This is a genomic window from Cyanobium sp. BA20m-14 (assembly GCF_024346295.1).
On record NZ_JAGQCR010000219.1, the window covers coordinates 1 to 5,304 of the forward strand.

The following is a 5,304-nucleotide window of genomic DNA, read 5'->3' on the forward strand; positions in this document are numbered from 1 at the left end:
ATCTCCGGGGTGGTGAACACTTCATCTCCGCAGGGCCACATCGCACCAGTCCACGCTTGTGGTCAATAACTGCCGTGCGGGTCGCAATGGCCGGATGGACAGGAGTGCCGAAGCGACCTTGAAATCAAAACGGCAAGCTTACTGTTAAACAGTAGAAGTATTAAGCCCATTCTGGCTCGGACGCATCCATTTTATATGAATACGCTGCTATACTTAGAGTGGAGGTGATTTCATGCGGGTGCTGATTGAAAGGCGTGAACGTGAGCGGTATTTGGCTGTAAATCAGCCGTTATCGCTTCGTGTGTCCAAGCCGATGGCGGCCAATTTAGCGGTTAAGGCAATTCAGCTGGAATCCAGCTCCTCGGAGCTGGCTCGCTTGCTGATCTCAGCGGGTGCCCAGTCACTTGGTTGGGGAGATATTGATTCTGTCTGCTGACAACTACTCACACGGAGGCAGGGCTTGGGCCTAGAGAACTTCAGCCCTGCTTCCGTCTATCACAAACAACTTCTCAGGAGGAAGCTGGTCATGAACCAAGTCATTTTAACCCCTAGTGAGGGGTCTCGATCGGTTGAAGAGATTTTTGCTGCAATTGAGAAGCTCCAGCAGCTTGGCGCCATTGAAAATTGGATCGACCAGCGCCCGCATGCTGAACAGCTGTTGCAGGAGTGGCTTGATCTGCCAGATGATACCCCTGAAGATGATGAACTTCCACCAATCGATCATCGAGCAGAGTGGCTTTGGGATCAGCTAGATCGCCTTAAGGAAATTCAGTCCGAGTCATCATTGGAGTCCGAGTCAGAAATATGCGAGCAACCACTAGTGATCGATGTTGATCGGTGGGTCAAAGAGGCAAAGAACGTGCTGTGGGAGGGATGGCAGCAGTACGATCGCTTTCGATTTCGACACTATGACGATAGCGATAAGTATGAACCTAAGCCTTGGCACGAGTTGGACAGCAGTGATAGCGAATCTATTGAAAGTATCGATGGTGATCTGGCTAGCAAGGCCACCTCGCTGTGGATGGAGTTCGATATGCTGCTTACTGTTATACCGAGGAGCCGTTTTCTTGAAATTTTTACTATAGGGAACGAGCTTGAACAGCATATTGATCCCGATGGATGCATCCAATCAGGACGGCATAATATCCAGAATAAGCGTCGATCTGAAGAGCTTAAGAAGCAGGGATATCATCAGGAAGCGGCTATGTGGTTGTTGCCTAAGGATCAATTGGAGCGACCCAGTGAATGCAGCCTGGAAGATTGGGCAAATATCATCAAGCCATTTAATCGGGCTGAGTATGACGAACCTATTACGGAGTTCCTGGCAAGGATAGAGCTTGCACGCGTTGGGAGGGTGCCTTGGGGAACTACCGCTGAAGTGGGGCTGAAGCTTCACCAAGAAGATGCCCATACCAAAATTCGCCAGTTGGTTGATGAAGGTGCTAATGCGACAGAAATCCAGGAGTTGATCAACCAGCAACCCAAGGGCTACAACCAAATTGGCTTGGCCAAGTTCGCGGAACAGTGCCGTCTTGAGATTGAGCGGCGTCAGGACCTCACCGATGCGCTCGAAGCCCTTCTTCTTCGTGGTGAGCCTCCCACTATTTCCCTTGCTGATTACGTTCCAGCTGATTGGCTGCCAATGTTTCGCGTCCTAAAAGAAGGGTTGAAGTTCAGTGATGAGGCCATCGTGATGACAGTGATGGCTGGGGTGGCCGCGATGTTGCCCCCTGCTCTCCGCATCAAGGGATGGTCGATGGTAGAGATTCCAGCAGTGTGGCTTTTCCTAATTGGCGTTAGCGGAACCGCCAAGTCCGTACTGCTCAACATGCTGATCAACTTCCCGATGGCAAAGCCGATCAGCGCAATTGATGCTTGGAATAAGCGGGAAATGGATTGCCGAAGGATTTCCAGTGATGCGGGTGAGGAAGTTCCTGCATTCCGCAAGCGAAATTTGATCTATACCGCGCCAACTACCCAAGGGATTCGGGCAGATCTTGCCGAACATGGCGACGAGGTACCGGGTCTTTTAGTACGAGATGAATTAAATGGTTGGCTCAAGCAAATGGCTGATGACGGTGGTGCCAGTGTTGGGGACGTCGAATTTTGGTTATCGAGCTATGACGGTACCTACTCCAACGACGTGTTTGCTGATTCAAAAAAATCACGTGAGGTTCGTTGCGGAAAGCTCAGCGTGATCGGGGGTATCCAACCGAGGGTGTTCCTTGAGCAGCTGGAAGCCGGCAATGCCAATGGTTTTAATAGCAGGCCACTTTTCGTTCATCTGCCAAGGCTTAAACGTGAGTTGATCCAGCCGGATGAACAGACTGACAAGTTGAAGGATCACATTGGTGATCTGTACCTGGCCGCACTTGAGGCGACAAGTAGCACCTACTTGTTGTCGCTAGAAGCCGAGGAGCTATTCAAGAAACTTTTTGATCAGTTGGAGGAATTGTCCCTACAGGCCAACAGTGAGGAAGTAGAGGCATTGTGGGCAAAGGGACCAGGACAAGTGTTGAGAGTGTCTGCAGCTGTCCACTTCATGCGACTGGCGACTGGTCAAGAAGAACGAGTGGAAAGGGGATACATAAATAAGGCCACGGTTGTAAGCGCTCGGTCGCTCCAGCTAGCAACCAATTTGGTGATGGCAGGCAAGACACGAGCAGTACAACTGCAAGAGCGAGCCGCCAATCCAAGGCTTGAGCAGGCAGATCGACTCCTTGAGATGGCAAGAAAGCTCCAAGGAAAGTTCGCAAAGCAAGGGGTTTCGCTAGCTACTCTCCGAAAAGGATGGCCACACCGCAGTCGTCCGACATTGGAGGAGCTAAAGCAAATTGCCACGATGCTCCAAAGCCGCGGATTGGTGCTTCTTCTGGATGGTGGCAAAGCGATCAGGGTGGTGCGATGAAACGGTCCACCCCATGTCCACCCTCTGTCCACCAAGGTGTCCACCTAAATGTCCACCCCCTCATTCCAGTCAGTGACTAGCTTTTAAGAGAATAGGGTGTACAAAAAAAGACCCCCCTACATACATCTAGCTGGAGTGGAATGAGGATCACTCTGGAGCACGAGACACACTGGGGGCCCCAAAAATTGTCCACCCGATTCCCCAAGAAGCACTGGTATTACAGGACCTTTGGGGTGGACAATTAGGTGGACAATCGGGTGTACATCAGGTGGACCAAGGTCGTTTGGGTGGACAGAAAGGCCCCACAAGTTTGAAACCTTCTTACCGAGTCCAACCCTGAGGTTGTCCCAAAGTGTGACAACCTCCAGTTCCCAGGGGCAGGCCAGCGCGAGACGCCAGTAGCCACGACCAAAGAAAACGCCTACTTGGCCTTGTAGTAGGTACTAAGTAACGATTCAGCAATCAGGCTGGGGATGGTTAACCGCCAGCGCCATTCATGTGACCAAATAGACCCTACACTCTTATTGAGAACTTTCGCAATAAGGAAATGGAACGCGGTGTGATGGCCAAAAAGCGGCGGCTGCGGATCCTCACCGAAGTAGCCCCTCTCGTTGCGCGTGGAGCTACCTGTGATGAGGTCTCAGAGGCCCTCAACTACTGCCGGGCAATGGCCGGGAAGGACATCCAAGCAGTCTTTGAGATCTGGAACGAGGAGGCCAGAGATCACTCCGAGCGGTGGCGCCCCCTAGTGGTGCAGCGGTTCGAGTTGCTCTTCAAGGAGGCATTCCAGGCTTGGGAAACCAGCAAAAAAAGTGGGCGCCCCAATCCCCGCCTCTTGGATACCGCCGGCCGCAACCTAGAGACCCTCACCAAGCTGCTTGGCCTCCAGATCGATCTCACCTTGAACCAAACCAACATTGCCATCGGGGCAAGCAGCACAACCGCTGCAGCGCTGGCCCCCTTGGATGTCGCTGATTATGCCGAGATGCTTGCTAGCGGCACCCTGGGCGAACTGAACGCTGTCCCACCCGTCAGTCGGCAGCAGGAGGTTCTTCCTGCTTGAGAAACCTTGGAGCAAACTTCACAGCTAGGTACGCCGCAGCAACTCCGTAACCCACGAACGTGAAGCCTTGCCCGGTGGAAAAGGAGGCGTAAACCTCTCGTTTGAGCAGAATGTAATCAACTAACGAGGCCGCCGTTCCCCAGATCAGCACCCAGACGCTGACGTACCCAACGCCTCTAGCAGTCTTCCCCACAGCCATCAAGCCACCAACTGACCTGAGTATGGCGCGCCATAACCGCGCCATAAGCACCCGTAAACCCTCTCGCCCACTGGGGCAATTCGGCCCCTCACTCCCTTGCAGCGACATAGCCACAATCGGGCCAAAAAAAAAGCCCTACTCGGCCCAATCCACGGGTAGGTCTGAGGTCATTGCGCTCCCCAGGGCCTTATCCCACAGCTGGGGGCCGAACTGGTAGCCAGACAGCTTTGCCAGCTCGCGCAACTCCTTCAGGGCCCCCACCCCCGCGTTGTAGTTGCCGGCATCAACCGACTGCCGGTAAAGCCGCATCGCCAGCAACCGCAGCTGGGCCAGCTCGAAGCAATCCCAGGCACTGTCACCATTGCCAGCCAGGCTTAGGGCCTTGTGACCCTCAAGCACCCACCGCTGGGCAGTGCGCCGTGAGACCTGGTGTTTTGCGGCCAGCTGGCTGCTGACCTCAGCGGAGGCAAAACCAGCGGCCAACAGATCAGCGGCCTCCCCCTGGCGCTTCTGGAGGTCAGTGACGCTGGATCGGGTGCGGGACCTCTTGGCGGCTGTCATACCCCACCTCCCAGGGCGGCCAGTGCGCACATCTCATCAGCCTGGTTGACGTCGATGTAGCCGGCGAGCTGCTGCAGGCTGCGGTGGCCAGTGAAGGCGGCCACAATTTTGAGATTGGTGCCACTCCGGGCCATGGTCGTCGCCAGTGATCGCCTGAATGTGTGGAGTGAGCACCCGCTGGGCATAGCCAGCTCATTCATCGCCAACCTCAGCGCCTTATCGGCCGACTGGCGGGTTAACGGCTCATTCGGCCAGCGCCCTCTGAACAGCAAATCTCGGCTGCCAGGTTGTTTGCCGTGGCGGCCGGCCCATTCAACGCGATATGTCCCCAACTCCAGATGTAGCCGCGGGGCAATCAACACCTCCCTGGTCGATTTGGTTTTGGTGGTGGCCTTGATGAACACCACCCGCTCCTGGTGGATGGCACCCCATCGCAGGGCCAAAGTTTCACTCACCCGGCTGCCTGTAAATCGCATGATCGACCAGAGCGCCCGATGATCCGGCCCTGGTGCAGCATCCAATAACTTGTCAAGTTGTGCTGGTGAGAGGGTTTGAGCTTGTCCTGATCCGTTG

Annotated in this window: 4 protein-coding genes; 2 read left to right on the forward strand and 2 right to left on the reverse strand. The window is 54.5% G+C overall.

Annotated elements, in window-relative coordinates; all coding sequences use genetic code 11:
- Positions 1 to 526: 526 nt before the first annotated feature.
- Positions 527 to 2,908: a DUF3987 domain-containing protein gene (locus tag KBZ07_RS15815; RefSeq protein WP_254932504.1), complete on the forward strand. Its 2,382-nt coding sequence runs from the start codon at positions 527 to 529 to the stop codon at positions 2,906 to 2,908.
- 547 nt (positions 2,909 to 3,455) lie between these two features.
- Positions 3,456 to 3,971 (forward strand): hypothetical protein, encoded by a 516-nt coding sequence (locus tag KBZ07_RS15820; protein ID WP_254932505.1) that lies wholly within the window; start codon positions 3,456 to 3,458, stop codon positions 3,969 to 3,971.
- A gap of 334 nt (positions 3,972 to 4,305) precedes the next feature.
- Here the strand turns inward: KBZ07_RS15820 and KBZ07_RS15830 are convergent, their stop codons facing one another.
- Together KBZ07_RS15830 and KBZ07_RS15835 are read right to left on the reverse strand one after the other, a co-directional pair.
- The gene (locus tag KBZ07_RS15830; RefSeq protein WP_254932506.1) at positions 4,306 to 4,731 is read right to left on the reverse strand and encodes a hypothetical protein; all 426 of its coding nucleotides are present in this window, start codon (positions 4,729 to 4,731) and stop codon (positions 4,306 to 4,308) included.
- Positions 4,728 to 5,304: site-specific integrase (locus KBZ07_RS15835; RefSeq protein WP_254932507.1), on the reverse strand; the 577-nt coding region annotated here is incomplete at its 5' end. The genes KBZ07_RS15835 and KBZ07_RS15830, both read right to left, overlap by 4 nt.